The organism is Ruminococcus sp. HUN007, from assembly GCF_000712055.1.
Lineage (GTDB): Bacteria > Bacillota > Clostridia > Oscillospirales > Ruminococcaceae > HUN007.
The window spans coordinates 2,692,936-2,718,786 of the sequence record NZ_JOOA01000002.1 but is presented as its reverse complement, the minus strand read 5'-3'; the positions used below and the strand labels follow the sequence as shown (position 1 = coordinate 2,718,786).

Below are 25,851 nucleotides of genomic sequence, written 5' to 3'. Positions count from 1 at the left end.
CATTGAAATCAGGCTTGTTGTAGAAGCTTGCACCCAGCTGGTTGAGCTGTTTTTATAATGTCACCTTCAAAGATAAGATCCTGAGCCTTTAAGCATGACTTAGCATAATTCTTAAGCTTTTCAGTTTCGATCTTCTTTCCGTTCTTATATACTTCAACAGATTCAGGATCCACACTGTACTGTTCAGCAAATGCCGAGAAGTCACCGAAGTGCTTAGCAAAGAGGTCGTCGAAGATCTCCTTCGCTGTTGTGCCGTATTCGTATGTTTCAGAGTAGTTCAGATCCTGGAGTGAGCTGCTCTTGAGGATATCGAATGTTATTGATTCTTTGCCCTCAACGATCTTGTAGTTCTTAGCGTTGTTGTTTTCGTCCCTGATCGTAGCAACTGCCTTATGGTTTTCACCAGCATTTACAAGATCATCAGCTGTGATATCAAGCTTGAATGAAGGTTCATCCTTGTCGAATACATCGTTGAGATCTGCGTATGCATCAACGTTCTGAGCTTCGCCGTTGTATGTGAACTTTTCACCGTTGTCGATGTTCCAGATGAGGTTTACTTCCTTAGGATTTACCTTAACTGTAACTTCTGTTTCAACAATGTTGTTGTTCTTATCGTCATTTGGTTTGTAAACAACTATGTGAGTGTTTTCACCAGCATCGCCTACAGGAGCGTTCTCGTTCTTCCATGTGTAAGTACCGTTATCATCCTTTGGAAGCTGGTCAGCGATATCGCTTAACTTGTCACCGTATGTTGCTGTGTATTTATCTTCAAGCTTTATCGAAGGTGTTGCCTTTATGATCGTATATTTATACTCAGTATTGCTGAGTTTATAATTCTTATCATCAAGAGATGCCGTAACTGTGTAATCACCTACACCATTCTTGTCTGCAGGAGAAACTTTCACATCAAGCTTCTCGTCCTTATCGCGATTGCAAAGAGCACCGGCTGCTAATTCAGGTTTAACATCTGGGATTACACCAAACACGATTTCATTATTGCCAGTTTCCTTGTTGAATTCAGCATTTGATTTCCACTGAACTGCGATTTCCTTTGGTAACACATCTACTGTTGCAGTAAACCAGCCTTCATAATTGCTGTCCGCTTTAGTTTCACCAGTAGCTGCATCCTGTTTGATGCAGGTATAGTGGATTCTTGAAGAGTATGTATCTACAACAAGAACATCATCTTCAGTCTTGTTCTCGACACCGAAGTCATCAAGGATAATGTAATTCTTATCGAAATCAGGAACTTTCTTAAGAATTTCAGCCTTTAATGCTTCTCTTACAGCCTTAACTGATGATGTATTATCACCATAAGTTACTGTGGTACCAACTTTATCAATGTCCTTGATTGTTGCTGTTGAGATATTGTAATCATTCTCTTCAATGATAAGATTGTAGTTGGTTACCGGTCTTTTTTCCTCATCATTAGTAACAAGTTCTGCTGTAACCTTCTGAGCACCTGCAGATGTACAGTCATATTTTTCAGGATCAACACTCTTAGGCTTGATCACATAGTACTGTGAATCATTATTTTCCTCAACAAATCCTTTAGTCTTTGAATTGTCAATAGCAGGGATCTGTTTCTTACCATTGTATACAAATTCGCCGGACTCGCTCCAGTAAGCATGAAGATCCTTTGCAGTTACTTCGAGTTTAATTTCTGCTGTTACTTTTCCAGTTGTCGGATCATAACCCGGAACGTTACTGTAATCGTAGTTATGATAATCCGCCTCATAAACAGCCTGACCATAATGATTACCTGCATTAGGTCTTTCTGAAGAATTAACAACCGGGCAGTTCCAGCCTTCAGTAAGTTCTGCTTCCTGAGCCTGCTGACCATACTCAATCGAATGAAGTGATGGTGTAGGTACTGCAGCAGGATCGGCCTTAGCCTGTGTTATTTCATAAACTACGGTAGAAGGAGAAATTGTATAGTTGCTGTTGTTGATCTCAGCAGTTGCTGTGTGTTTTCCAACATTATTGTCGTTGTCAGGAGTAACTGTTATGGCTATCTTGCCATTATCACGTCTGGCAATAGCGTTTTCATCCTTTGGAGCTGCATTGATCACTACCGGTGTGCCGTAAGTAAATGACAGTGGAGAGTAATCAACGTTGATCTGCTTAGGGTTTATTGTTACACGTATCGTCTTTTTAGCATCAGCATCAGAAATCACATGGTTTGAATCAGGCTTGATAGTGTAAGTGATCTCATATGTACCTGCGTCCGTTCCTGTCGGAACACCACCGCCTGTTACTGAGTAAGTCTTATCACCGAACTTAACATCAAAGTCCACCGAAGCCCCTGTTTTTTCAAGGAATGTTACGAGATTCTGTGATTCGCCCTTATATGTAAGAGTTTCTGGAGTAATAATTACTGATGGAGCAACAGCTTTTACACTATAGACAAATGTGGAGTTTGCTATTGTATAATTGTCACTGTTGATAGAAGCAGTTGCTGTATAATTATTACCAACATTACCGTCTTTGCTATCCCTTGTAACAGTAACCTTAACGTCATTTTCCTTATCTTCAGCAAGTATATCGTTTGAATCAGCAGTAATGATTATTTTTTCACCATAATTGAATTCATTCTGTTTACTCCAGGTAAGATTTACAGGCTTAGCTGCTACTACAACTGTTACATTTGCCTCTACTGTTTCATAGCAATCAGGCTCAGAAGGTGTGAATGTTACAGCTACTTCATGTTCACCCTTGTCTCCGACAAGAGTTTCTTTATCCTCTTCCTTCCAGCTGAGTGTTCCGTTTGCTACTGTAGGAAAATCAAGTTCGCCTAACTTCTGTCCGTATACTGCTGATACTGTTTCTGTGATCTGTACTGACGGTTTAGCCTTAATTATGCTGTAAGGGCGTGTAGGATTGGTTATTGTATAGTTTCCGCTGTTGATCGTTGCTGTTGCTGTATATTCACCAACTGCTGTTTCAGTATTACCAGTTACTGAAATCTCTATGCCATTGCTTTCATCTTCAGCAAGAATATCATCTTCATTCTTTTTATCGGCTGTGAGATTTACTTCTGTTCCGTAATAATACTCAGTATCTCCTGTCCATTCAACTTCGATTTCCTTTGGTGTTACCTTTATTAATGCATCTACCTCTAACTCATTAAAGTTTACTGTATCTGCAGGCTTAAAGATCAGCTTGCGAGTATTTCTTTCGCCTTCCTTGGTTACATCACCAACATACTCTTCTGCATTTACCCATTCGTATTTTCCGTCAGTAACTTCACGAAGTGGAAGTTCACTTACCTTCTGACCGTAAACTGCATCAAGGTAAAGTGGTTCTGAATATGCAAGTGTAGCCTTGTTAATTCTGTACTTAAAACTCGTTATCTTCGATTGTGTAATTTTCGTTATTAATTGAAGCTGTTGCTACATATTCAGTTTCCGAAGCATTTCTTCCTTCAGGGATTGTTACAGAGACTTGTGTTTTTGTCTCATTAGTTCTGTCGTAGTCAAAAATATCTGATGAATCTGCAGTTATCTTGATTTCATCACCATATGTATATTCATGTTCACCTGTCCACTGAAGCTTGATTTTCTTTGCTGCTACTACCACTGTTACATTTGCTGTTACAGTTTCGTAGCTTGCTGATTCATCTGGCGTGAATGTTACTTCAACTACATGTTCACCCTTGTCTCCAACAAGTACTTCTTTATCTTCATCCTTCCAGCTGAGTGTTCCGTTTGCTACTGTAGGAAGAGTAAGTTCTCCTAACTGCTGTCCGTAAATTGCTGATACTGTTTCTGTGATCTGTACTGACGGTTTAGCCTTAATTATGCTGTAAGGGCGTGTAGGATTGGTTATTGTATAGTTTCCGCTGTTGATCGTTGCAGTTGCTGTATATTCACCAACTGCTGTTTCAGTATTACCAGTTACTGAAATCTCTACACCATTGCTTTCATCTTCAGCAAGAATATCATCTTCATTCTTTTTCTCGGCTGTGAGATTTACTTCTGTTCCGTAATAATACTCAGTATCTCCTGTCCATTCAACTTCGATTTCCTTTGGTGTTACCTTTATTAATGCATCTACCTCTAACTCATTAAAGTTTACTGTATCTGCAGGCTTAAAGATCAGCTTGCGAGTATTTCTTTCGCCTTCCTTGGTTACATCACCAACATACTCTTCTGCATTTACCCATTCGTATTTTCCGTCAGTAACTTCACGAAGTGGAAGTTCACTTACCTTCTGACCGTAAACTGCATCAAGGTAAAGTGGTTCTGAATATGCAAGTGTAGCCTTGTTAATTCTATACTTAAACTCGTTGTCTTCGATTGTGTAATTTTCGTTATTAATTGAAGCTGTTGCTACATATTCAGTTTCCGAAGCATTTCTTCCTTCAGGGATTGTTACAGAGACTTGTGTTTTTGTCTCATTAGTTCTGTCGTAGTCAAAAATATCTGATGAATCTGCAGTTATCTTGATTTCATCACCATATGTATATTCATGTTCACCTGTCCACTGAAGCTTGATTTTCTTTGCTGCTACTACCACTGTTACATTTGCTGTTACAGTTTCGTAGCTTGCTGATTCATCTGGCGTGAATGTTACTTCAACTACATGTTCACCCTTGTCTCCAACAAGTACTTCTTTATCTTCATCCTTCCAGCTGAGTGTTCCGTTTGCTACTGTAGGAAGATCAAGTTCGCCTAACTTCTGTCCGTAAACCGCTGATACTGTTTCTGTGATCTGTACTGATGGTTTAGCCTTAACTATGCTGTAAGGGCATGTAGAATTGGTTATTGTATAGTTTCCGCTGTTGATCGTTGCTGTTGCTGTATATTCACCAACTGCTGTTTCAGTATTACCAGTTACTGAAATCTCTACACCATTGCTTTCATCTTCAGCAAGAATATCATCTTCATTCTTTTTATCGGCTGTTAGATTAACAGCTGTTCCATAACTGTACTCAGTATCTCCTGTCCATTCAACTTCGATTTCCTTTGGTGTTACATTTACTGTTGCCTTGAGAGTCTTTACAGTGTAATTAGTCTGATTATCAGGAACAAACATCACGTCAAAAGAACGTCCTGTTTCACCAGTAACATCTCCAACATAATCGTTATTCACCCAGCTAAGTTTACCGCCATCAACGTCAGGAAGGTCAATATCTCCTAATTTTGTGCCGTATGGCACAGTAAATTCAAGTGCTTCTGAATATGAAGGAGTAGCCTTTTTGATCTTATATTTAAACTCGTCACCATCAATCTCGTAGTTTCCATTGTTGACCGAAGCTTTTGCTACATATTCAGTTTCTGAAGCATTTCTTTCTTCAGGAATTGTTACTGTGACTTTCGTATCAGGTCTGTCGTAGCTGAAAATATCTGATGAATCTGCAGTTATCTTGATTTCATCACCATATGTATATTCATGTTTACCTGTCCACTGGAGCTTAATTTTCTTCTGTGAAACATATACTGTTGCATCTAATTCAACAGGTAAATAATTAGTGTCGTTCGGAGTATAGATAACTTTGAAAGTATGTTTTCCAACATTACCAACAAGAGTTTCCTTTGAATCCTTCCATTCGAATACGCCCTTGCTGTTTGTCGGAAGAGCAACTTTCTCCAATGTATCGCCGTATGTCGCTTTTAATTCTTTAATCTTAGGAGCTGTTGCCTGAACTTTTGTTATCTCGCATTCGCATCCTTCATCAGTAAGTATGTAGTTCTTTGAATCCTGCTTTGCGCTGTCGAGTTCAGCCTTAACGGTGAATTTTCCGACATTAACAGTGTCACCTGTTGTTGTAAACTTTACAAGATCTGCATCGTCGCCCTGATAACCTGATACTGTAGGAACAACAGAATGATTTTTTTCGTCGTAAGAGAATGTTCTGTCTTTTTCATCCGGCCAGGTTACAGTAAGTTCCGCAGGAGATATTGTAACATCAACGTAACCGTTATCAATAGGTACAAACGTATATCTTGAACCTTCTTCAACAACTACCTTATAGTAAACTCTGTACTGACCTGCATCTTTAGCTTCAGGTATTGATTCACTCCATGAATTCTCGACATTTGGCGTAAGTGTATAAAGGAATGCATCTGGTTCAGCACCAGCGTCTACTTTACCCGCTTTAACAAGTGGTTTTGTAGTGTCATCGTAAGTACGGTTGAGTTTTGTTGGAGCAGTATAACTAACTACACCGGCAGAACGGTTAAGTTCAGGCATATCTTTGCCCTGTACCCAAACGTTAGTATGTTCTTCTCCAACAAGACCATTACCTGCATTAAGTTCATTTACAACTGTACCGTCTGTATACTCATAATCTTTACGAGGAGTATGATTTGAATCATACTTATTAAAGTGATAGTGTATCAAACTAAAATGTGTACCATCTTCGTTTCCGTCGCCATTAGTATCATATTTGTAGGTATCTATACGGAAGCAGTTGGCCATATTTTCTTCTTTTTCGCATTTTCCGATACATTCATAGCCATTAACCACTTTGTACTCATAATTACTATCTGCCTCATCTTTATGTGTTTCAATATAGTCAATACCAGTTTTAGTAACATGTCTTTGACCATTATAAAGAGTATTGGCGATGGTACCTATATCGTCCATCTTTCCACAAAGGCCGCCTATTTCTCTAGCACTATGATTTGCTCGATTACAAAGGTCTGCATAATACTTTTTTACAGTAACTTTTTCGACATGTCCGAACCATGCATCTTCAACCCAAACCCATTTCTCAACTTCTTTAGCATAGCCATATTCTGGGCACACATCAACTGCACCACGAGGAGCAGAAGTAGTTTCTATTGGAAGCATTCCTTTAAAAACACAGTCATAAATCTTACCACTGTTTAACCCGCAAAGACCACCAACAGTCTCAGCGTCATCATTAAACGTTATTTCTTCTTCACAGCTGCATCGCTCAATTATACCATCAGTATGATTAGTTCCGCAGATACCGCCGGCATTAGTACGACCTTCCACATTAAGTTTACCTGTAACTGCACAACCAAAAATCTTACCGTGGTTTTCGCCGCAAATTATACCAGTATTATCTTTCTTTGCGGTTACATTTGCATTTACATCAACGTATCTGATCTCACCGCGATTTATATTGCAAAGTACGCCTCGTGCATCGTCATGATTAATTTCATCAGCCTGAATAGCTACGTTCTCTATTTTTGCCCCTTCTTCTATTGTTTTAAAAAGAGGTTTCTTATCTGTTCTAGCATTCCTTCCATTACCAGTTTTAACACCAGTTACAGTAATCGTGTTTCCGTTACCGTAAATGATCATACCCTTTTTCAGTTTATCATAACCGCCTGGAACTTCAATAGAAGCTGTAAGCTTTGCTGTAAGTGTTTTTCCTGGTTCAGGATTTCTGCTTAGAAATGCTATAAAATCATCAGCCGTGCTAATTGGAACAACAGTAGTATCAACAGCATCTGCTGAAATAATGTCCTTCTCAAATAATCCCGCATTTCCAGTTTCAGCTGCAACGCTGGCGCCGCCTACTACGAGCACTAATGCTGCTATGGCAGCGGCCTTTTTGATTCTGTTTGATCGTTTAATGTCCATCAAACAATACCTACCTTTCAGAAAATAAATAAATTAAAAATCCGTCGTGCAGCTGATGTCCTTCTCATGAAACACGCATTCGAATACGCACCATATTGCTTTTGTACATAAGTTTTGCACGGTCCCGTCCCTTGCATGTGCGTTATGCACACTTTCGACCATTCTTTGTAAAACTTGCACAAAAACAGCGTCTAGAGTTTATTATACATAATTACGATTGTATTTTCAATAGTGTTCAAACAGAAAAATTTCACAAAAATTTATTGCAAGCCCAATTAAAATTGTGGTTTCCCGGAGAAATGTGTACAACATATAATTTTAATACAATGAAGAGTATAACGTAAAATTGATGATGCTTAGTTTCTAGCTTTACTGTCATTTAGCACAATAAATCTGTCGAAAGCCGCCCTGGTTAGCCGGAACAAATCTTTCTGAAAAATTATTCATTTTTCAAGTTTTTGATGTTTAATCGCTGTTTTCGTCAATATTGCGACATTTTCAACAATGCTGGTAGGGTTCACTTATTTTGCCTTGACATCGCCTAATTTCCGCAATGAAAACGTTTAATTTACTTTGCAGTTTTCCTTTGTGCAGTTTCACCTCGCTTTTTTCGCCCTAAAAATAATACAAGCATCAAATGACCAGTTCAATGCACGAAATTTCGGGCTTCAGAAAGTCCAAAACCCGTCTTTTCTGTCGTATAATCTGCCATAAAACGGATTTTCACTAAGGTGAGCCGGATAAGAGTTCAGCATATTTCCCCGTAACGCAGAAACAGCCACTCCGGGGTATTGGAGTGGCTGTTCTGTGCCGGACGTTTTCGTCAGACAAGCAATTTATTTATTTTTGATTCGGTTTGATGATATCTTTTTAAACCCGAATAATTCACGAAACTTCGGAACGCTGTGAAAAATTATGAATTTCTAAAAATCAATTTTCAAAAGTGAAAATTCGGAATATTTGCCACTATAAAACAGTTCGAGATGGTACACCTATCCTGTAAATATATTTTTTTTGATTTTTCGATTTTCAAAATACTTGGTTTTCCACAACTATTCATTCAGCTGTACATAAAGCTGTTGAATATTGATATACGTTTCTATAATATCGCTCTTGTGTACGCAATTGCTGCAGAACTTAAAGTATTTGTATCTGGACTTGCATACAATTTTTCCTGCTACTTTGAATATAGCCATACGTATAGTATTGGCATTACAGTTTCTAAGTCTTTTACTCAAGGCAAATCTTCTAAACAGATTGAAGATGTTGTATGCAAGCGCATGGATAAGAAATCGGTTAGCGTTTACAGTCATCGACTTACTGCTGACATGTCGGAATCCAAATTCGTTCTTACCTTCCTTGATGAAGTTTTCCATAGCACCGCGTTTACAGTATGCATTGATGAGCTGCTGCGCTTCGCTTTTCATTGAAGTAACAACAAAGGTGTACATGTAAATCATCTGGCCGTATGGTTTTTCAATTTTGAAAACAACACGTCTCGGGTGTTTCCACGAGGAAGCCTGATATTCGAATTCTCCGTATGTACATGCATAGTCAAGCGAATTCAAATCTACAGCTGTTTTCAAATCTTTAAGTTTAGCTTCTGCGAGCTGTCTGAGTACATTATTTTCCTTCAGCCTGATTACATAGCTGATACCATACTTTTCACAAAGATCATATATTTCCGGAGCGGCAAAACCGCTGTCTCCTCTGAGCATACAGTTCATATCAGGATATGATTCAGTATACTCTTTGAATATTGGTTCAAGAAAATCTGCAGCATCTTTACTGCAGTATTTTGATCCTTCGCGTAATTCAGCTCCAATGAGGTCTTTGGTTAATGCATCATAGCATAGTAATGGATGATATCCAACGTTCTGATAATGAAAGTTGAAGGCTGTGCCTTCCTGATTCCCATAAGTATCAAGCAATGTTGAATCCAAGTCAAAGACTATGAATTCAGGTCTTTTAATTGCATAAGCTATTCTTCTTAACTCAGTCAGTATACAGTTAAGCTGCTTGATTGTAGTTCCATCTGCGCGGCTGAAAAATCTTGACATTGATGACTGTGAAGCAATGCGATCCTTGTTTAGGGAAGTTGTGAGAACATGTTCATGAGCAAGCTCATTAGCATCGTAATCGTTGTAGTATGAAAGAAAAATCTGTGAAATTGCCTGATGAAGATTATCTGCGTCAGTGTGAAATCTAACAGCGGAATCTTTTGTTTTAAACAGCTGAAACAGCTTTTTTATACCTGTTACATGCATGAATTCTTCTATCAAAAGGGCACCGGAATCTGACGTTAAATCGCCACCATCGAAATTAAATTTCACAGAACTATTGAATTTAAATGAAAAATCGCTTATACTATTAATCATGAGAGCTTCTCCTTTGTTATTTTGTTGTTTGGCGATTTCAATTATAACAAATTTGAAGCTCTTTTTCTATACCATAGCTTCACTTTTTAGGTGAAACATGAAAAACTTTTTAAATTACATGATTATGTGGCTGAAAAGAGTTTCTTTATGCCGCGATGAATAATTCAGGTTAAAGCATCACTTGTTAGTAACTTTCTTCCAGATCTGTTCAGTAACGATCTTGTCGCCGTTCATATCTCTTTCGAGGATACCTCTGAGGATACTTGTTGCATCGATCTGTGTGAACAGGCCGTTCGGGCTCTGGTTTACGTTACCTAAGAAGTGTGAAAGTGCAACGCCTTCTTCCGGTGTGCCGTCGTGTAAGTTGATGTTGTCAGCGAGAAGTGACTTCTTGAATACTTCAAGTGAGAGGATCTCACGGAGTATTACAGTCGCATCTACCTGTGTTACCTTACCGTCGAGGTTTACGTCGCCCTTTACGCCCATGCTTACTGTTGATGTTTCCTTTGTGTAGAGCTGGTCACCGGCATTGTTGTCGATGAATGCTACGTGTGGTTCAACTGTTCCGTCTGCATTGAGCTTTGAGTTTTCTGTAAGTCTGCCGTAGAGTGCTGATACGCCGATCTTGCTGATGCATGTATCGAGTGTATCTGAAACCTTTATCTTAACTGTGAAGAGTACTGCGTCAGATGCGAGGTTTCTTGTTTCTACTCCGCGGAATACTACGTAGCCGCCCTTTGCTGCATAGCCTGTCTTTGCTGAAAGTGCAAGAGCTTCAAGGCTGTCAGGTGCGTAGTACTTTATGTTACCCTTGAGGTCAGTGCTGAGTGAATCAGGATCAACTGTAAATCCTTCAGGAAGTTCGAAGCCGAATCCTGCATAGTCGAAGTATGCCTTTTCTGCGTTGAAGTCCTTCAGTCTTACAGGGTAATCGAATGATTCTGTACCCTGGAAGAACATCTTGTCTTCAAGAGCGAGCCTGATCTGTTCGCCGTTTATGCTGATCTTTTCATCTTCGCGTACTTCCTGCTTAACCTTTTCAGGTTCGTTGATGATGATCTCTCTGATCTTTTCAAGGTCTGTCTTTTCAGATCCTGTATCAGCTTCTGTTGTTACTGCTTCTGTCTGAGCTGTTGTAACTGCCTCTGTTACGACTGACTGATCCTCGGTTACATCACCCATGAATTTAGCTGTTGTAACTACCGGAAGAGTAATCTCAGGAAGTTCAGCTGCTGTAGTAACGTCTGCAGTTGTTGCTTCTGTTGTCTCTGCTGTTGTCACTGGTTCTGTAACTACTGTTGTAACTTCTGCTGCTGTCTCTGATTCTGTTACCTTTGCTGTTGTTACCGGTTCTGTAACTACTGTTGTAACTTCTGCTGTAGCTGCTTCCGTTACCTGCGCTGTCGTTACTGCCTTTGTCTCAGCTGCTGTAACTTCTGCTGTCTCTGCTTCTGTTACCTTTACTGTTGTTTCTGCTGTTGTAACTCCTGCTGTCTCTGCTTCCGTTACCTTCACTGTTGTTACCGGCTTTGTTTCTGCTGTTGTAACTCCCGCTGTCTCTGCTTCTGTTACCTTCGCTGTTGTTACCGGCTTTGTTTCTGCTGTTGTAACGCCTGCTGTCTCTGCTTCCGTTACCTTCACTGTTGTTACCGGCTTTGTTTCTGCTGTTGTAACTCCTGCTGTCGTTGCTTCTGTTACCTTCGCTGTTGTTACTGCCTTTGTCTCAGCTGTTGTAACGCCTGCTTTCTCTGCTTCCGTTACCTTCACTGTTGTTACTGCCTTTGTCTCAGCTGTTGTAACGCCTGCTGTCTCTGCTTCCGTTACCTTCGCTGTTGTCACTGCCCTGGTATCTGCTGTTGTAACGCCTGCTGTCGTTGCTTCCGTTACCTTTGCTGTTGTTACTGCCTTGGTTTCTGCTGTTGTAACTTCTGCTGTCTCTGCTTCTGTTACCTTCGCTGTTGTTACTGCCTTTGTCTCAGCTGTTGTAACGCCTGCTTTCTCTGCTTCCGTTACCTTCACTGTTGTTACCGGCTTTGTTTCTGCTGTTGTAACTCCTGCTGTCTCTGCTTCTGTTACCTTTGCTGTTGTTACTGCCTTGGTTTCTGCTGTTGTAACTTCTGTAGCCTCTGCTTCTGTTACCTTTGCTGTTGTTACCGGCTTTGTCTCAGATGCTGCAGCTTCCGGTTCTGTTACGATAGCAGGTGCTTCTGTTACTTCACCCATGAGCTTTGATGTTGTTGTTACCGGTAATGTGATCTCAGTGAGTGTTGTTTCTGCTGTGATCTTATCAGTAGTCACTTCAGTTTCTGCTGTTGTAACAGGCTTTGTTTCATCTGCTGTCGCTTCTGTAACCTTTGCTGTTGTTACTGCTGAATTTTCTGTAGTATCAGCTGTTGTTACACCTGTACCAGCAGGTGTTGTTACTGCTGCAGTTGTTTCTGCATTTCCTGTAACGCCTGTTTCTGACGGCTGCGGTTCACCTGTTACGATAACTGTCTCAACTGCTGTCTCAACAACTGTTTCTACAGGCTTCTTGACACCGTTTACCTTTACGGTGAGCTTCATGTCGTAGTTGCTGTTGAACTTATCCTTAGGATCAGGTGTGAATGTGTATTCTGAAGCTGCTACATCGTTTGCGCCTTCAGCGATAAGTGTTTCTGTATCATTCCACTTGAATGTACCGTGGATAACACTCGGTGCAGCAATTGAACTTAAGCGTTCACCTGCAAATCCTTCAAGGTTTACAGTGTACGGGAATTCTGCCTTTGTAATGCATCCGTCTGTATCTGCGCTGTAGAACTTTTTGCTCTTTACCGGCTCGCCTGTCCTGTAGTCATAGCCGAAGCAGAAGTTCTCGTTTGTAAGAACTATTTCAGTGTTGATCTTGTCTGTACCAGCGTCAGGAGAGACAAACTGGCAGTTGACCGTATGATATCCGTCTACAGTCCAGCTCTTCTTTTCGCCGTTCTTTTCAGAGTAGAATGTATATCCGTTTACCTTCTTAAGATCAGTTGTTCCGTCGTACGGTCTTGAGTCAATGTCAGCAAAAATGCTGTTTATAACGCGAGGTGTGATCTTAACTTCTGCTGTAAGTGTTGCCGGATGGTAGTTGCTGCTGAGCTTTAAGAATCTTTCAAAGTCAGGATTATTAGCATCATCCATGTGGTTGTAATTTACAACGATCTTATAATCGCCGACTTCCTGCATGATATTTTCAGCGTCTCTGAAGCTTTCATATCTTTCAAAAACATCTACGAGTTTCTGATACTTTGAAGCTTCCGGCAATACACCTGCCTGAATGAATGATACAATACGTCCGCTGTTGCTGTTGACAAGACTCTCTATCTGCTTGTAGTCACTGTAGCATGTCATGATATTAAAATCAGGCTTGTTATAGATTCTTGAACCTATCTGGTTGAGCTGATCAATAACTCCATTGTCAACCATACCGCTCTGTAACTTTGCCCACGCTTCAATGTACTTCGCATACTTAGTCGGATCGATCTTCTTTCCGTTCTTAAACACTTCAACAGATCCAGGATCCACACTGTACTGTTCAGCAAATGCTGAGAAGTCACCGAAGTGCTTAGCGAAGATGTCATCGAAGATCTCCTTGGCTGTTGTGCCGTATTCGTAAGTTTCAGAGTAGCTCATCGGCTTGAGGTCGCTGCTCGGTAAAATCTTGAAGTTTCTTGATTCAGTGCCTTTAACTATCTTGTAGTTTGAGTCATTGATAACACCCTTTGCCTCGTGTGAGCCGGCATTTACAAGATTGTCAGCTGTAAATGAAGCAGCAAATTCCTTTTCATCATCGTCGTAAACATCTCTGAGATCTGCTCTTACAGTAACATTCTGCTCACTGCCGCTGAATGTGAATTCGTGACCGTTTTCGATGTTCCAGATAAGATGTACATCCTTAGGGTATACGAGAACCGGTACTGTGATTTCAGTCTTCTTGTAGTTTGATACATCATCCGGTGTGAAGACTACCAAGTGATCCTGTTTGCCAACTGGGCCGACAGGTTCGTCAGGATTCTTCCACTTGAATGTGCCTTCCTTATTCTCAGGAAGCTTAACTGAACTTACAGGATCACCATATGTTGCTTCGAGCTTGTCTGTTATCTTGATGTCAGCTTTGCCTTCCGTTACAGTGTAAGTAAACTCATCATTGTAAAGCTCATAGTTTGTATCTTCAAGTGATGCCTTTACTGTGTAGTCGCCGACATTATGACCTTCAGGTGAAGCCGAATAATCAAGCTTTTTATCCTTGTCGCGTTCACAGAGAGCGCCTTTTTCAAGATCCGGAGTTACCTCCGGTAAATTCTTTTCGTCGTATTCAATCTCGTTTCTTTCTAATGATTCGTTGTATGTAGTATTTGTTTTCCACTGTACTTCAATTCTCTTCGGAGATACTGTTACCTGGACAGGCACAGGTCTTCCATTGAATACATGGTTTGCGTCAGTGCTTACAGTATATGTTACATTGTAATTACCGGCATCAATCGCTTCAGGGATTCCCGAAAGGTAATCAACATTGTTTACGGTGAATGAAACAACTGCTGCATCTGATTTTTCTACCGTAACAAGAGGTTTGCTTGTTCCGTCATATGGACGGTTGAGCGCCGTCACATCTACCGTTACTATAGATGGAGTAACTGTTACATTTTCCTTGAAAGAACCCGAATGATTCTTTACTTTCTCTTCCTTGTATGTGTATGTTATTTTATAGCTGTATGTTTTGCCGGCATCAAGTTTTCCTTCATTGTTTACATCTGCTGTGAACTCTCCGGTGAATTCATAATCCTCGTAATTCTTTCCGGATTTCTTAAGATCATCCTTAAGCTGAGCAAGAAGCTTTTCCTGTGCATTGGCTAATGTTGCTTCATCGTACTCAAGAGTTACATTCACATCTTCGATGTCCTTCACGCCAAGCTGAGTTATTTTGTAATTCTTGTAGTATGTTTCGCCCTCAGGATCGATGAAGTAGTTTGCAGGACGATCTGTGCCGTCATCTTTCTTTGTTGCATTGATAACAGGTATTGCTCTCTGGTCACCGGCATCGATTCCGTTATAATCGTTTGCCTTGTCCGGTTCAGGGTTTACAGGGTACTTTGCTCTTTCAGCATCTTCTGATTCATTCTCATAATCAGCGTAGTCTTCAGGCTCATCGATATATCCGTGTACCTTTACGATTGCAGGAGTCTGTACTTTACCGTTATACTCAAACTCTTTCTTGTCTTCCCATTCAACAGTAAGTTCCTTAGGATTTACCAGGATATCTACGTATCCTATGACGTAGCCATTAGATGAGCCATCACCAGAAACATAGTTCGGAAAGTCTTTGTAATCATAGATATCATCTCTTACAGGATAATGTACTTCAATTCCTGCATGATCACCAGCGTTCGGAGGTGGTGCAGTGCCATCTACTGCCCATCCTTCAGTCAGCTTAGCATTATTGAAAGTCTGACCGTATGTAATAGGACCTGCCGACGGAGTCGGAATAGCAGGAAGATCTTTTATCTTTACTATGCTGTAATCATAAGTATTATTACCAAGCGTGTAGTTAGTGTTTCCAAAAGTTGCTTTAGCAGTATATTCTCCTACTGTACTTGCATTCCCATTCTCTGTGCTGAGTTTCGGTGCCTTGCCATTAACGAGGTCGCGTTTGAAAACATCTTCGTCTTCAAGATAAGCTGAAATATTTGCCTGTGTACCGATTACGATCTCGTTTTCCTTACTATTTTCGTTGTATTTTGCATTTGAGTTCCAGCGTGCATCAACTGGCTTAGGTTTGATCACAGCAGATACATAACCAGTATATGTTCCGTCAGTGTTTGCTGTGAAATTACCAGCCGGAAGCTTATGGTTGCCGTCAGGTTTGAATGTATATGATACTGTATACTCGTCAGCATCTGTTGCAGTTACATTTTCAAATGCAGTTCCGGCACTCTGAGAAACCACTGCACCTTTTTTGTTTACGACCTGGAAGCTGATAAGCTCAATATTCTTAAGCGACACCTTATCGATAAGTTTCTGCGCTTCACCATTATATTCAACAGTTTTTTCCGATGACAGAAACAGATGTTTCCGCTGGATCAACATATACTTTCGCTGTGAATTTTCCTTCGTGATTAGTATCAGGATTTACATCGCTGTTTAACGTATAAGTAATATCTGATGAGTATGGATCTTTGCTAACATCAGGAACAGCGTCATCAGGAAGTTTTCTTCCGTTTGCATCATTAATGTTAAATGAAGATGTTAATACATATTTAGCACCATATGTTTCATTTATCTTCCCATTTACCGCTGTTCTTATACCTGACATGTCTGTGCCGTACGTAACATGTACTTCTACAGGTTCAACTTCATTAAGAGTTGCCTTGTCAATGACATAATCCTTAGGTGTAACAGATAATACATAGTTCTCTGAAAGTCTCTCTTTGTAATTAAATTCTACAGTTGCTGTATATCTTCCTGCATCAACAGGAAGTTTAGATGATGTTACCTTGACCGCAGTAGTGTATCTCTGGCTGTCATCATCACTAATGTAACCTGTTTTCGTTTCGTCATTTTTATCTTCGATTTTATACGAAGGATAAATTGGATTGCCGTTGTATGTGTACTTCTTATCTTCAGGATCTGTCCAGATAACATTAAGTGTTCTCTTGTTTACAACAACATCCACATTTGCATAAACATAGGTTTTTTCCTGTTGCAGTATCAGTTTTAAGTTCAAACACCTGCTCGCCGTCATATTTAGCATTAAGTTGAGTGTAATCATAGTTTGGATCCACTTCGATACGTGCTTTATACACATATGGAATCGGATTACCCTTATTATCTTCCTTAGAAGCTTCTGGTGCTTTAAGAGCATCTTCTTCTACCCATTCCCATTTTGGGCTTTTGGCATAAGGTGTATCTGTTGAGGTGAGATCAGAAAGTTCAGATTCACCAACTGACTGTCCGTATGTAATTGGAGCAGCTGTAGGTCTTACCAGAGAAGCAGCCTGTGATGGAGCAGTAACAGTAAGTGTACCAGGGGGCAGTTCGTAATTAGGATTATCGGACTTAGCGCTTATTGTGTAATCACCTGGTTCATTTACAGTAGCCTCATCTGCTCCCTTAAGGAACTGTAATGATCCGTCAAATATACCGCATGACTCACCTTCAACCAGTCCGTAGCCTGTATCATTGCCGTTCTCGTCAAACTTCATCAGCGATTTATCAACAGTAACCTTGCTCTTGATCTCGTCATTAAGTTTCTGTCCTGTGTAAGAAACGCTTACATCATTGATTTTTAACTGTCTTGGTTTTATTTCTGCTACTACAGATTTTTCAGCAGAATTTTCATATCCAGGACCAGCCTGTATTTTATAATATATCGTGTATTTACCAGCTGTTGTTCCTTTCGGAATCTCTTCAGACCAGTCACCTGTTTCACCTACTCTGTAAAGGATAGTTCCGAAACCTTTTCCGATTGAAGCTTCACTGATAAGAGGCTGCTCCGTATGGTCATAGTAGCGATTGTTCACGGTGATATCAGCTGAAGTCGAACCTTTGGTAAGATTAAGACGAGGGAAATTTTCTCCGTCTATCCAGATAAACGCATCACGTTCTTCTTCAGTAGGTCTTGCAGCATTGCTTCCCTTGTTAAGTTTCTTTTTAACTGTTCCGTTTTCTTTCGTATATTCTGATGCAGTAATATTTTCAAGCTGATTATCTCCATATTTTTTATCATGATAATGAGCGTGACAAATAATTGTTTTTGTTTCTGTTCCGTCATTATAAGTATATGTGTCAATACGATAAGTGTTAGCCATTTTATCATCGACACCGTAATTACCATTACAGAAAAAGTCCTTAGGTGCTGCCTTATCATCAGCAATAACGCCATCTTTCGCCTTGGCAGCTAACAGTTTGTACTCATTTTCAGTCAGATTAATACGTCCGTTATAAAGGCTGTTCTGAATATAACCAGTTGTTGTATCCAGTTCACCAGAAAATGCACCAATTTTACGCTTTCTGTATTCGGAAGCTTTATCTGTAGAATTACTATGGATATAAGTTTTGCTCCATTCACTATGAGGAAGATAACCTTCAAAAATACAGTCATATATTTTTCCTGAGTTATATCCACAGAAACCGCCTATAAACTTTGAAGTATCTGAAAAATTGATCGTAGCAGGGCATGAACATCTTTCGATATTACCATTCTTATTATTTTTACCGCACAAAGAACCTGCATAGTTGTTTTGGGTATCAAGTGTACCGTCTGCAATACAGCCGAATATTTTACCATTATTTTCACCGCAGATAATACCCGCCGTTGCATTGTCGTGATCTCTGTTTGAAGCTGATTTTACTTTCGCATCAACTGTAACATATCTGATCTCACCGTTGTTCTTGCAGCACACAGCACCAACCGTTGTATCGCTTTCAATATAAACTGAAGGAGCTGTTTTAATATTCACGTTTTCGATTCTGGAGCCGCTTTCAATTTCATTGAACAGTGGTGAAGCTTTTCCGTTTTTCTGAAGTTATTGTGATTGTTTTACCATTTCCGTAAATGGTCTTTTCGCCTGTAAGGTTGCCTAAGTATTCTGAAACTTCAATAGTTTCGCCCTCATCAGGATTAATAATACCGCGCTTCTTCTGTGTCTGGTCAGGATCTAAGAAAGCCTTTAAATCAGCTTCGCTTTTGATTTCAAAGTCGGTAGAAGAAATAGTGATCGCACTTACTACATCCCCGTCGAAAAATCCCGTTGTCCCGAGTTCGGCTGTGGCACCGGTGCTGTTGATTGCCAGCACTAAAGCTGCTATGGCAGCTGTTTTTCTTAGCCTGTCTGATCTTTTGATGTCCATCATATCATACCTGCCTTTCAAAAATAAATAAATTAAAAACTTTCGCCGTGCAGCCGATATCCCTCTCATAAACACGCGATTTCACGCCCGAATATCATTTTGCACACAAATCCGACATGGCCCCGTCCCTGGTGTGTGCGGCCTGCACACTTTCGACCAACTTTTGTAGAATATGCACAAAACTAGCGTTCGAAAATTATTATACCCAAATGTGATTTCATTTTCAATACTTTAAGGTCAGAAAATGTGTACAAATTTTATTGCATTAATCGCCTGTCCACATTACAGTTGAAATTTCACAAGTCAAACGGTTTAAAAATACAATAGATGACATGTAGCAGACTATAACACATTAAATTTAGTGTATTTTCCACATAAAGAACAACATTTCGGCTTTAACCGACAGCTTTACACGGGATTTTTCCGGGTCGCGGAACATACAAATTTATTAATTTCAGTGTTATTCTTCAGATTTTTATATTTTTGCATACTTTTCAACACTTTTTCAGAAATGTGTCGGACATCATTTCCGGACTGCGCAATACCGGGGATGAAAACGTTTGTAATAATTTTGCACTATCCTTTGTGCAATTTTTCAGTGCTTTCCCGTATAAAATAATTATACAATCACCAAATGCACCTTTTAATGCACGAAATTACGCGCTTTAAAAGTCCAAAATTAGTCTGTTTCCGGTATTTACATCTTCCGTAAAATGAAATTTTCCAGCTTATCTGACAGCCGTTTCGCACAAAATTACAATAAACATATTGCACGTATACCGGCCTCCTCATTCTGAACCTATCCGCATAAAATAAAGCAGCCGGACAAACCAGGGGGCAAACCCTGATCTGTTCGGCTGCTTTCTCTATCTGGAGGGAGGGGGATTTCTGTATTAACCGGAAATATTCTCTCCGATCACACGGTCGTAAGTAAGCACGTCAAGCTCACTGTCGCCCGGTATTGATGAATCATACTGTGTGGAGTACACCGGAAGTGTCTTCATCTTTTCCGTCATCGCCTCGATGAATGTATCCTTCGGAGCGCCGATCACATCGAGAAGGAGGTAAGGAACATAGAATGTTGATACTCTTTCCTCCGGAAGTGCTGAAAGATCTGCACCGTAGTTGCTCCATGCAACATAGTTCTGTTCAAATACCTTGCTGCATGTTGAACTGTTGATGCCAAGACGGTTGTAGACGTTGCCTTCTGTATTCTTGAAGGACGGGAAGTGGTCACCTACCATGAATACCACTGTCGGTTCATCTATCTTCTTAAGATCTGAAATAAAGGCTTCGAACGCATCGCCTGTAACCTTTACGTTATCGAGATAGTTAAGAAGTTCATCATCCGATTCACCCTCAGTATACGGCTGATGGTTCTGCATCGTTGTAGTATGTAAGTAAAGCGGTTCGTCAGATTCCTTTATGAGCTTTTCTATCTGATTGAATACTGTTTCATCCTTGATGTATGAACCGCGGTATTCAACAGGAACTGTGAAATCATCTTCAAAGATCATCTGGTCAAAACCGAATGTTCCGTAAATTCTCTTTCTGCTGTAGAATGAGCTGAGGAACGGATGAACGTAAGCCGTGTTGTAGCCAAGTGACTTGTAGTAACGGGCGAAAGCCGGCTGGTCACGTTCAGCAAGCATTCTCTGCGGCATGTTCGGGTCATTGAGTGACTTTACCGGAAGACCGAAAAGAAGCTCGAATTCAGTACGAACTGTAAAACTTGCGAATGTCGGAACAATAACCTGTCCGCGGTGTCCTTCGGCAGCCACTTTATCGAGGCCGCTGTAGTACTCGTCGCTTATTTTAAGTTCATCGAATGCTCTGAAATCTGCAAGTGCCTCGGACATTACCACAATGACATTAGGCTTTTTGAAATCAGCATCCGGAGTTACGTCATAGCTGTTTTTACTCTCATCGCCAAGGAAACCTGCAATTGCCTGCTCGCTGTAGTTTTCAGGCTCTTCAAGTCTGTTTGCAAGATTTTCACTGGCTGTCTGCATGAAAAATGCGAGGAAACTGTTGTTTTTCAAATTTCTCGTTGAGAATGAAAACATTGTCAGCTGCTGTTGTATCAACGTCAAAGAATGAATAAACCGGCGTTGAAACTGCTGTTACAAAGAACATTGAAAGAACTGCACCGGCACATGCTATTGCAGGAGCAACGCTCTTTTTTAAACTTATCTTTATTTTCGGGTTGAACCAGAATGTGAAAGCGATATACGCAATAACTATTATCGTATATGTCACAAGTCTTGGTGTGATTTTTATATAGGCAAATGAAGTAAGGCTCTTGACGCTTCTGATAAGCTTCATGTCAGTCATGATCAGATGATTGCCGTTTGTGCCGTACTTGAAAAGCTCGGTTATCGAAAGCATGAAGTAGACCACGCTCTGGACTGCCACTGCTCTCCACACCTTGCGGAACAGCAGGCACAGCGCTGCAAAGATCGCCGCCGCGACCGCAATATCGAAAAGCATAACCAGAGGTTTGTTCACGATGAACATCACGAGCTTGCTCGGATACTTGTCCTGATTCAGTTCTGCCATAAGTACTATGAAAACCGGAAAGAGCAGAGTAAGGAAGAAGCAGGTCATGCTGTACTGTACTGTGTTTCTGTTTCTTATCTCGTTGACATTCCTGATAAATTCATTGAACTTATGCCAGCGCCTGTTCAATAAACTTTTTAAGCCATTCATTATTTGTTCTCCACCTTTTCTTTCTGTATATGGGACCAAAATGAATAAACGCCGGACTTTACCGGCTGTTTTTCTATCTTTCTTTGTAAACAAATATATCACACTGGAGATAAAACTTCAATAGCTTAAATCGATTTTTGTCTATTCTCTTTGTATTGCATAATCCGGCACAACCGTTTTTGTGCAATAGCAACTAGGGAAATACTTATTAAAACGGAAACCCGGCTTCGCCGGATTTCCGGAGGTGAGATTTGCAGGGCTTCGCCCCGAACCTCCACGCTGATTTATGAATTAATCAGCGTTTTCCTAGGAAAACACTGATTGAATTGGAAATCTGTATTCACCTGATTCCCGGAACGCTGAAATTACGGGGTTTGAAGGCGTTTATACGGCCTATATGACCATTCCGCCGTTTACCCCGATCACCTGGCCTGTAATAAACGACGCTTTTTCCGAAGCGAGGAAAAAGACGGCCTCCGCTATGTCACGCGGATCACCGCATCTTCCAAGCGGGATCTCCTCAGTGATCTCCGCAATCTCATCTGCAGTATAGCAGGATGTCATGTCCGTCATGACCATGCCGGGAGCGACGCAGTTGACATTTATCCCGCTCGGTCCGACTTCCCTGGCAAGCGCCTTTGTAAATCCGATCACAGCTGCCTTTGCAGCAGAATAGTGCACCTCGCACGAGGCGCCGGTCTGACCCCACATGGATGAGATATTTATTATCTTTCCGTACTTCCTTTTAAGCATGTACGGAAGCACCTTTTTCGTACAGTTCAGCGTTCCGAATACGTTGACGTCGAAAAGCCTTTTTTCATCCTCGTCAGAAACAAGATCAAAAACGCCGGTGACCGATATTCCTGCATTGTTGACGAGAACATCGATCTTTCCGAACCGTTCTATTATATCGCTTACCATTTTCTCCGATGCTTCCGGATCAGAAACATCACATTTCACAGCTGTTCCGCCTGTTTTTTCTGCAAGCGCCTCAGCTTTTTCGCTGCTATTGGCATAGTTTATTATCACATTATAACCGTTTTCGGCAAACAGCTCCGCGCATGCGGCACCTATTCCCCTTGATGCACCGGTTATCAGTACTGTTTTTGGCATGTTATCATTCCTCTGCTTTGATTTTACCGAACACTGATCATTCTATTGACGCCTGCATTTAATTATAGTATAATGGATGTGTTTACGTTAAGGAAACGCTGATTTATTCATAAGTCAGCGCGGAGCTCCGGGGCGAACTCCCGCAGATCCCACCTCCGGATTTCCGGTTTGATCAGTGTTTCATTAAATCTACAGTTTACTCATTATGGAAGGTATAATAAAATGACAGACGAAAAAGTACAGCGCATCAACGAACTTGCAAGAAAATCAAAAACACCCGAAGGTCTTACCGAAGCGGAAAAGGCAGAGCAGACTGAGCTCCGCAACGAATTCCGCCGCAGCGTTGTTTCGAGTCTCACATCGCAGCTTGACAGCTGTACTATAGTAGATGAAAAAGGCAACGTACTCAAAAAGGCTAAGAACGCAAAGTGACCGGCAGCGTACGATGACACTGCAGAATACAAGTTTCACGGGCTCTCCGGTAAGGCGGTATCTGCGCTCCGGTCAGCGTTTTCTCAGAACTTTGAGTCGAACACCCTCGGCATAAGATCAGAAAATTTATATACTTCAGGTTTTCCGTCCTTTGCAAGGACCACATCAAAATCAGGTCCGCAGAATTCACTCAGCACCTGAAGACACGCACCGCACGGGAAACACGGTTCCTTAAGCGGATCATCAGACTTTACAGCGCCGGCGACGGCAATTGCTGTAAAGTCTTTTTTTCCCCCGGACACAGCTTTGAATACAGCTGTTCTTTCCGCACAGTTCGTAAGTGAATAGGATATGTTTTCTATATTGCATCCGGTAAATACAGTACCGTCGCTGCAGAGAAGAGCAGCACCTACGGCAAATCCGGAGTATTTACAGAATGAATTTTCACGGGCGCTTACCGCTTGGTTCAAAAGTGTCTCATACATATTATATACACCGTCTTTCTCTTTTCTCTTTGATCCGGAAAACACCGGGCATTCCCGCATATTTTCCAGTACCGGCCTCACGAAGACCGGCATCATTCATACTACAGATTTTACCATAATACCGTCTGATTTGTCAAGGCAGGCCGAGCTCTGTCTTACATTTCCCGATTTGTCAGTATATTCTTAAAAATACTGCATTTCCACAAAAACGAAAAGAGAATATTAAAATGAAAATGTTTTTTTGTACACGAAATTCGTATATTTTCACCATAGCCTTTATCCACTTAATTCCTTGACATTGATCGGGTATTGTACTATAATTAGTGTGTATATTTATGTTCTGATAGTACACATGATCTGGACCCACAGGTGATGTGCCAATGAATCTGACAAAAACAAAAATACATAAAGGAGGCTTGCGTTAATTGAACCGCAACAACAGTAATCACAAACGTTCCGGCGAAAACCGGAGCAATTCCAGACAGGCATCACAGCAGAAAAACGAATCCGGCAGTTCCGCTTCAAATGCACCGGCCCGTGCAATGAAGACAGCCAAAAAGGATAACCGGAAAACTCCAGTGAAGATCATTCCACTCGGCGGTCTTAATGAGATCGGAAAAAACATGACTGCCTTTGAATGCTCAAACGACATTTTCATCGTTGACTGCGGCCTTGCATTCCCGGATTCTGAAATGCTCGGCGTCGATATCGTAATTCCGGACTTCACCTACATCGAAAGAAACCAGGCAAAAGTAAGAGGTGTTGTTCTTACCCACGGACACGAAGACCATATCGGCGGTCTTGCCTATCTTCTCAAGAAGATAAACGTTCCTGTCTACGGCACAAAGCTTACGCTCGGACTCGTGGACGGAAAACTCAAGGAGCACGGACTTTCAGGAAGGGTAACACTCAACGAGGTCGCTCCGAAGAAAACAGTTAAAATGGGCTGCATGGCAGTTGAATTCATCTCAGTAAACCACTCAATACCTGACTCAGTAGGTCTTGCCATCCACACACCTGCCGGCGTTCTCGTACACACAGGTGACTTCAAGGTCGACTACACACCTATAAATGGCGGACCGATCGATCTTGCACGATTCGGCGAACTCGGATCAAAGGGCGTACTCGCTCTCATGGCGGACTCGACAAATGCAGAACGACCGGGCTTCACACAGTCTGAAAGAACCGTAGGAAATTCATTCGAGTCACTTTTCACAAAGGCTGAAGGCAAGAGAATAATAATTGCTACATTCTCTTCGAATATACACAGGATCCAGCAGATCATCGACTGTGCAGTACGCACGGACAGAAAAATCGCCGTTTTCGGCCGCAGCATGGTGAATGTTATCACCACTGCCATTGAGCTCGGATATCTTGAAGCACCTTCAGGAACCATCATCGACATCGACCTTATGAACCGCTACGAAGCGAGCCGTATCGTCCTCATAACAACAGGAAGCCAGGGCGAGCCTATGTCAGCGCTCACAAGAATGGCGATGAACGACCACAAGAAGGTAAACATAAACTGCAACGACTTCATCATCATTTCAGCTACACCTATACCGGGCAACGAAAAGTACGTTACCAAGGTGGTAAACGAACTCATGAAGTCCGGCGCTGAAGTTGTGTATGAAAAAATGTATGAAGTACACGTTTCAGGTCACGCATGCCAGGAAGAACTCAAGCTCATGCTGGCACTCACAAAGCCAAAATACTTCATTCCTGTTCACGGTGAATACAAGCATCTGAAAAAGCATGCCCAGCTTGCCATTGACATGGGAATACCTGAAGATCACATAATAATCGGTGAAATAGGAAACGTTATTGAAACCGACGGTGTTGACATGAGGATAACATCCCGTGTTCCTGCCGGCCGCATACTTGTTGACGGCCTTGGCGTAGGCGACGTCGGATCAATAGTTCTCCGCGACAGAAAGCATCTTGCCCAGGACGGTCTCATAATCGTTGTTATCGCGATCGACAAGGCATCAAACATCATCGCTTCCGGTCCGGACATCATCTCACGCGGATTTGTTTATGTGCGTGAATCCGAAGAACTTATCGAAGAAGCAAAACAGGTACTCAACGCAACACTTTCACAGTGCTCCATCCACGATCTCAGGGAATGGAACTCACTCAAGTCAAAGCTTAAGGATGCACTTTCCGAGTACATCTACAGCAAGACAAAGAGAAGTCCTATGATCCTTCCGATAATAATGGAGATCTGACATCTGAAACTGCAGATCCAGGAAACGCCCCGCTTTATGCGGGGTAAATACTTGGGTAACGCCCGTCTGCCGGATAAA

13 protein-coding genes are annotated in these 25,851 nt (G+C 41.3%); 2 read left to right on the top strand and 11 right to left on the bottom strand.

Annotation, left to right across the window (positions count from 1 at the left end; translation table 11 throughout):
• Positions 1-8 precede the first annotated feature (8 nt).
• From CC97_RS15895 to CC97_RS15850, 10 genes are all read right to left on the bottom strand, one after another.
• Complete coding sequence (locus CC97_RS15895) at positions 9-2,297, bottom strand: hypothetical protein (protein WP_044976156.1); 2,289 nt, start codon at positions 2,295-2,297, stop codon at positions 9-11.
• 1,042 nt (positions 2,298-3,339) lie between these two features.
• The gene (locus tag CC97_RS15890; RefSeq protein ID WP_044976154.1) at positions 3,340-7,560 is read right to left on the bottom strand and encodes a hypothetical protein; all 4,221 of its coding nucleotides are present in this window, start codon (positions 7,558-7,560) and stop codon (positions 3,340-3,342) included.
• A 1,052-nt stretch (positions 7,561-8,612) separates the two neighbouring features.
• On the bottom strand, positions 8,613-9,935 hold the full coding sequence (locus CC97_RS15885; RefSeq protein ID WP_044973808.1) for an IS1380 family transposase: 1,323 nt from the start codon (positions 9,933-9,935) through the stop codon (positions 8,613-8,615).
• A 180-nt stretch (positions 9,936-10,115) separates the two neighbouring features.
• Entirely contained in the window at positions 10,116-16,040 is a 5,925-nt protein-coding gene (locus tag CC97_RS15880) for a hypothetical protein (RefSeq protein ID WP_156036949.1), read from the bottom strand.
• Positions 15,994-16,680 carry a hypothetical protein gene (locus CC97_RS15875; protein WP_156036948.1) on the bottom strand — a complete coding sequence of 229 codons (687 nt, stop codon included), beginning with the start codon at positions 16,678-16,680 and terminating at the stop codon, positions 15,994-15,996. Before CC97_RS15875 ends, CC97_RS15880 begins: the two co-directional genes overlap by 47 nt.
• Positions 16,598-18,415: a hypothetical protein gene (locus CC97_RS15870; protein ID WP_044976148.1), complete on the bottom strand. Its 1,818-nt coding sequence runs from the start codon at positions 18,413-18,415 to the stop codon at positions 16,598-16,600. The genes CC97_RS15875 and CC97_RS15870 overlap by 83 nt, the downstream gene beginning before the upstream one ends.
• 28 nt (positions 18,416-18,443) lie before the next feature.
• Positions 18,444-18,809, bottom strand: a complete 366-nt coding sequence (locus CC97_RS15865; protein WP_044976147.1) for a hypothetical protein — start codon at positions 18,807-18,809, stop codon at positions 18,444-18,446.
• An 890-nt stretch (positions 18,810-19,699) separates the two neighbouring features.
• On the bottom strand, positions 19,700-20,848 hold the full coding sequence (locus tag CC97_RS15860; protein ID WP_197021874.1) for an LTA synthase family protein: 1,149 nt from the start codon (positions 20,846-20,848) through the stop codon (positions 19,700-19,702).
• Positions 20,802-21,515: a hypothetical protein gene (locus CC97_RS15855; protein ID WP_156036947.1), complete on the bottom strand. Its 714-nt coding sequence runs from the start codon at positions 21,513-21,515 to the stop codon at positions 20,802-20,804. The genes CC97_RS15860 and CC97_RS15855 overlap by 47 nt, the downstream gene beginning before the upstream one ends.
• A 393-nt stretch (positions 21,516-21,908) precedes the next feature.
• Positions 21,909-22,628 carry an SDR family oxidoreductase gene (locus CC97_RS15850; protein WP_044976142.1) on the bottom strand — a complete coding sequence of 240 codons (720 nt, stop codon included), beginning with the start codon at positions 22,626-22,628 and terminating at the stop codon, positions 21,909-21,911.
• A gap of 222 nt (positions 22,629-22,850) precedes the next feature.
• On the opposite strand from CC97_RS15850, the gene CC97_RS15845 reads away from it, so the two are divergent.
• Positions 22,851-23,060 (top strand): DUF896 domain-containing protein, encoded by a 210-nt coding sequence (locus CC97_RS15845; RefSeq protein ID WP_044976140.1) that lies wholly within the window; start codon positions 22,851-22,853, stop codon positions 23,058-23,060.
• Between the two features lie 83 nt (positions 23,061-23,143).
• On the opposite strand, the gene CC97_RS15840 is transcribed toward CC97_RS15845, so the two are convergent.
• Positions 23,144-23,605 (bottom strand): cytidine deaminase, encoded by a 462-nt coding sequence (locus tag CC97_RS15840; RefSeq protein WP_081850228.1) that lies wholly within the window; start codon positions 23,603-23,605, stop codon positions 23,144-23,146.
• A gap of 365 nt (positions 23,606-23,970) precedes the next feature.
• On the opposite strand from CC97_RS15840, the gene CC97_RS15835 reads away from it, so the two are divergent.
• Complete coding sequence (locus CC97_RS15835; protein WP_242848182.1) at positions 23,971-25,773, top strand: ribonuclease J; 1,803 nt, start codon at positions 23,971-23,973, stop codon at positions 25,771-25,773.
• Positions 25,774-25,851: the final 78 nt, after the last annotated feature.